At 71.2% G+C, this 4,572-nt stretch carries 5 protein-coding genes; all 5 read left to right on the top strand.

The window, feature by feature from the left end; all coding sequences use genetic code 11:
- Window positions 1-57 precede the first annotated feature (57 nt).
- From AB0M20_RS28790 to AB0M20_RS28770, 5 genes are read left to right on the top strand one after another with little or no spacing between them, the layout of a single operon-like run.
- A complete protein-coding gene (locus AB0M20_RS28790; protein ID WP_364303449.1) occupies window positions 58-810 on the top strand; it encodes an SDR family oxidoreductase in 753 nt (250 codons plus the stop codon).
- An 8-nt stretch (window positions 811-818) separates the two neighbouring features.
- Window positions 819-1,577 carry an SDR family oxidoreductase gene (locus AB0M20_RS28785; RefSeq protein ID WP_364303447.1) on the top strand — a complete coding sequence of 253 codons (759 nt, stop codon included), beginning with the start codon at window positions 819-821 and terminating at the stop codon, window positions 1,575-1,577.
- Window positions 1,574-2,569: a phosphotransferase family protein gene (locus AB0M20_RS28780; RefSeq protein WP_364303446.1), complete on the top strand. Its 996-nt coding sequence runs from the start codon at window positions 1,574-1,576 to the stop codon at window positions 2,567-2,569. The genes AB0M20_RS28785 and AB0M20_RS28780 overlap by 4 nt, the downstream gene beginning before the upstream one ends.
- Window positions 2,570-2,571: 2 nt before the next feature.
- Window positions 2,572-3,777 carry an acyl-CoA dehydrogenase family protein gene (locus AB0M20_RS28775; RefSeq protein ID WP_364303445.1) on the top strand — a complete coding sequence of 402 codons (1,206 nt, stop codon included), beginning with the start codon at window positions 2,572-2,574 and terminating at the stop codon, window positions 3,775-3,777.
- Window positions 3,774-4,367, top strand: coding sequence for a TetR/AcrR family transcriptional regulator (locus tag AB0M20_RS28770; RefSeq protein ID WP_364303444.1), 594 nt, complete (start codon window positions 3,774-3,776; stop codon window positions 4,365-4,367). The genes AB0M20_RS28775 and AB0M20_RS28770 overlap by 4 nt, the downstream gene beginning before the upstream one ends.
- The last annotated feature ends 205 nt before the right edge of the window (window positions 4,368-4,572 follow it).

Raw genomic sequence — 4,572 nt, 5'->3', positions numbered from 1 at the left:
GGCTTGCGTTTAGTATTTGCATTAGTAGTGCAAAAAGGTACCGAGGGAGATCCACAGATGACGCAGCTGACCGGCGCTGTGGCGGTCGTCACCGGCGCGAGCCGGGGCATCGGGTTCGCCATCGCCCAGCGGTTCGTGGCCGAGGGCGCGAGGGTCTGCATCACCGGCCGCGACGCCACCGCCCTCGACACGGCGGTGAAGGACCTGGGCGGGCCGGAGGTCGCGATCGGGATGGCCGGCAAGGGTGACGACGCGGACCATCGCGCCGCTGTCGTCGACACCGTGGTCGGCCGGTTCGGGCCGATCGGCGCGCTGGTCAACAACATCGGCATCAACCCGGTCTACGGCAAGCTGCAAGATCTCGACCTGGGCGCGGCCCGCAAGATCATCGACGTGAACGTCGTCGGCACGCTGGGCTGGGTGCAGGAGGCGCTGCGCGGCGGGCTGTCCGCGGGCGGCTCGATCGTGAACATCGCGTCGGTCTCCGGCGTCCGCCCCGCGCCGGGCATCGCCTTCTACGGCGTCAGCAAGGCGGCGCTGATCCACCTCACCGAGGAGCTGGCCGTCGAGCTCGGGCCCTCGGTCCGGGTCAACGCGGTCGCCCCGGCGGTGGTCAAAACCCGGTTCGCCTCCGCGCTCTTCGAGGGCCGCGAGGAAGAGGTGGCGGCCACGTACCCGCTGAAACGGCTGGGCGTCCCCGAGGACGTCGCCGGCGCGGTCTCCTTCCTATGCTCGCCGGACGCCGCCTGGATCACCGGGCAGACGCTCGTCATCGACGGCGGCATCACGCTGGCGGGGTCGGTGCAGTGAGCGGGCCCGTGAAAAAGGTTGTGGTGACCGGCGCCGGCGGCGGCATCGGCGCCGCCCTGGCCCGCCGGTTCGCCGCGGACGGCGCGCAGGTGATCGTCAACGACGTGGACGCGGCGGCGGCCGAGGCGGTCGCCGCCGACATCGGGGGGCGGGTCGTCCCGGGCGACGCCGGCAACGAGGCCGACATCAGCCGGCTCGTCGACGTCGCCTGGGATGAGCTCGGCGGCATCGATCTGTTCTGCGCCAACGCCGGCGTGCTCTCCTCGGGCGGCCCGGAGACCCCGGACGACGTCTGGCTGCGCGACTTCCACGTCAACGTCATGAGCCACGTGTACGCGTCCCGCGCGCTCCTGCCCCGGTGGCTGGACCGCGGGCACGGACATCTGCTTGTCACCGTGTCGGCGGCCGGCCTGCTCACGCTGCTCGGCAGCGCCACGTACTCGGTGACCAAACACGCATCCCTGGCCTACGCGGAGTGGCTGCGCGCCACCTACGCTCATCGTGGCATCAAGGTCCAGGCGCTGTGCCCGCAGGGCGTGCGCACGGACATGATGACCCGCGGGGGCGGCCGGAGCGCGAGCAGCAGCCTGCTCGCCGACAGCGCGATGGAGGCTTCGGAGGTGGCGTCGGTGGTGGCCGATTCGATCAAGTCGGACGGTTTCCTGATCCTTCCGCACCCCGAGGTGGCGGAGTATTACCAGCGCAGGGCTTCGGATCCGGACCGCTGGCTGGCGGGGATGAACAAGATCCAGCGGAGCTTCGGGTGACCGCACCGCCGGGCCTCGACCCGGTCGCGCTGCAGGCGTTTCTGGGTTCGGACCGGCCGCTCACGGCGACGTTGTTCGCCGGCGGGCGGTCCAACCTGACATACGCCGTCAGCGACGGCGCCTCCCGGTGGGTGCTGCGCCGGCCGCCGCTGGGGCACGTGCTGCCCACCGCGCACGACATGAGCCGCGAGCACAAGGTGCTCTCCGCCCTGTCCGCGGCCGGCTTCCCGGCGCCGAGACCGATCCGGCTGTGCACCGACCCCGGGGTGATCGGGGCGCCGTTCTACCTGATGGAGTACGTGGACGGCCACATCTACCGGGCCGTCGAGGACATCGAGGCGCTCGGCCCGGAGGCGACGCACGCCCTGGTCCTCTCGGTTGTCGACACCCTGGCCGACCTGCACGCGCTCGACCCGGTGGCGATCGGGCTGGGCGACTTCGGCCGGCCACAGGGCTTCAACGAGCGCCAGGTGCGCCGCTGGAAGAAGCAGCTGGACGCCTCCCGCAGCCGGGACGTGCCGGGCATCGAGGAGCTGCACGCCCGCCTGGCCGTGCAGGTGCCGGAGGGCGACGGCACGGTGGTGCACGGCGACTACCGCCTCGACAACGTGCTGATCGACGGCGACCTGACCGTCGCCGCGGTGCTCGACTGGGAGATGTCGACGCTCGGCGACCCGCTCAGCGACGTCGCCCTGATGCTCGTCTACGCGGACCGGCCGCTGCTGACCAAGGAGGGCACGGCCCGCCCGCCGCTGACCATCGCCGGCCACCCGACGGTCGACGAGATGACCCGGCGGTACGCCGAACGCAGCAAACGCGATGTGAGCGACCTGCACTGGTACGTCGCGTTCGCCACCTTCAAGCTCGCCGTCATCCTCGAGGGCGTGCACTACCGGTTCGTCCAGGGGCAGACCGTGGGCGAGGGCTTCGACACGGTCGGCGCGATGGTGGCGCCGCTGGTCGAGCAAGGACACCAGGCGCTGGAGGGATAGGCGTGGACTTCACGTACGACGAGAAGACCGAGGACTACCGCAAGCGGCTGCTCGCCTTCATGGACGAGTTCGTCTACCCGGCCGAGGAGGAGTTCCACGCCGCCGAGTCCGGCTGGTCGTCGCCGCCGCTGCTGGCGGGCCTCAAGTCCGAGGCGAAGGCGCGCGGGTTGTGGAACCTCTTCCTGCCCGGCGAGCACGGCGCCGGCCTGACCAACCTGCAGTACGCCCCGCTCGCCGAGATCATGGGCCGGAGCCCGGCGATCGCCCCGGCCGCGCTGAACTGCGCCGCGCCGGACACCGGCAACATGGAGGTGCTGGCCGAGTTCGGCACGCCGGAGCAGCAGGAGCGCTGGCTCAAGCCGCTGCTGGCCGGTGAGATCCGGTCCGCCTTCGCGATGACCGAGCCGCAGGTCGCCTCGTCCGACGCGACCAACATCGGCACCCGCATCGAGCGCGACGGCGACGAGTACGTGATCACCGGCCGCAAGTTCTACATCTCCGGCGCGATGAACCCGAACTGCCAGATCTTCATCGTCATGGGTAAGACCGACCCGCAGGCCGCGCGGCACGTCCAGCAGAGCCAGATCCTCGTCCCCCGCGACACGCCCGGTCTGACGATCAAGCGCGGCATGACCGTGTTCGGATACACCGACGGCGACCACGGCGGCCACGCCGAGGTGATCTTCGACCAGGTCCGCGTGCCGGCGTCGAACCTGATCGGCGAGGAGGGCGGCGGTTTCGCCATCTCGCAGGCGCGCCTCGGCCCGGGCCGCATCCACCACTGCATGCGCCTGATCGGCATGGCCGAGCGCGCCCTCGAGCTGATGTGCAAGCGTGCGCTCACCCGCGAGCCGTTCGGCAAGCCGCTGGCCGAGCAGGGCGTCATCCAGGACTGGATCGCCGAGTCGCGGGTGCGCATCGAGCAGGCCCGCCTGCTGGTGCTCAAGGCCGCCTGGCTGATGGACACCGTCGGCAACAAGGGCGCGCACACCGAGATCCAGGCCATCAAGATCGTCACCCCGCTGACCGTCGAGTGGATCCTCGACAAGGCGATCCAGGCACACGGCGCCGCCGGGACGTCGCAGGACACACCGCTGGCACGGCTCTGGGCGTCGGCCCGTACGCTCCGCTTGGCCGACGGCCCGGACGAGGTGCACAAGCGCTCGCTGGCCCGGCGGGAGCTCAACCGCTATCGGAGCAACGCATGACCACACCGACCCCGCGCGTGGACGGGCGCACCGCCCGGTCCGAACGCACCCGCAACGCGATCGTGGACGCGCACGTCAGCCTCATCACCACCGATGACCTGCGCCCGACCGCCGACAAGATCGCCAAGCTGGCGGGCGTCTCGCTGCGTGCACTGTGGAGCCACTTCGCCGACATGGAGGCGCTGTTCACCGCCAGCGCCCAGCGGATCCTCGACATGCGCGACAAGGCGTTCGTGCCGATCTCCCCGGATCTGCCGCTGACCGAGCGCATCGACACGTACTGCAAGCAGCGGGCCCGCATGAACGACGCGATCGGTCCCGCGGCCCGCGCCTCGGCGCTGAAGGAGCCGTTCTCCCCGGCGCTGCAGCACTACCGGCAACTGCACGTGGAGCGCGTACGCGACGAGGTGAGAGCGCTCTTTGCGGCGGAGATCGGCGACGACGAGGTGCTGCTGGACGCGCTCACCGCGGTCAGCACCTTCAACACGTGGGACACGCTGCGCAAGCCGATGGAGATGTCGGCGGACAAGGCCCGGGCCACCCTGACCCGCGCCGTCACCGCCCTGCTGGCAAGCAAGGCCCAGCCATAGCGGCGACGGCCGTCCTGGACGCGGCGTGGTCCCGAGGGTTCATGTCCGCGGCGTGAATGCCGGGGGTCACGCTGGGTGCCGCCCCATTCGGCTCGGCGCGCGGTCCGGTCCCAGCTCGGCGCGCCGTCCGGTGCCAGCTCGGCGCGCCGTCCGGTGCCAGCTCGGCGCGCCGTCCGGTGCCAGCTCGGCGCGCGGTCCAGTGCCA

Source organism: Actinoplanes sp. NPDC051633, assembly GCF_040681735.1.
In the GTDB taxonomy this organism is placed as follows: Bacteria; Actinomycetota; Actinomycetes; order Mycobacteriales; family Micromonosporaceae; genus Actinoplanes.
The sequence above is the reverse complement of the archived record's forward strand: the minus strand, read 5'-3'. Positions and strand labels throughout refer to the sequence as shown.

What these genes read in the sequence shown, in the direction of transcription:
- AB0M20_RS28790 (WP_364303449.1), top strand. Translation starts at nt 58, where the DNA reads ATGACGCAGCTGACCGGCGCTGTGGCGGTCGTCACCGGCGCGAGCCGG.
- AB0M20_RS28770 (WP_364303444.1), top strand. Translation starts at nt 3,774, where the DNA reads ATGACCACACCGACCCCGCGCGTGGACGGGCGCACCGCCCGGTCCGAA.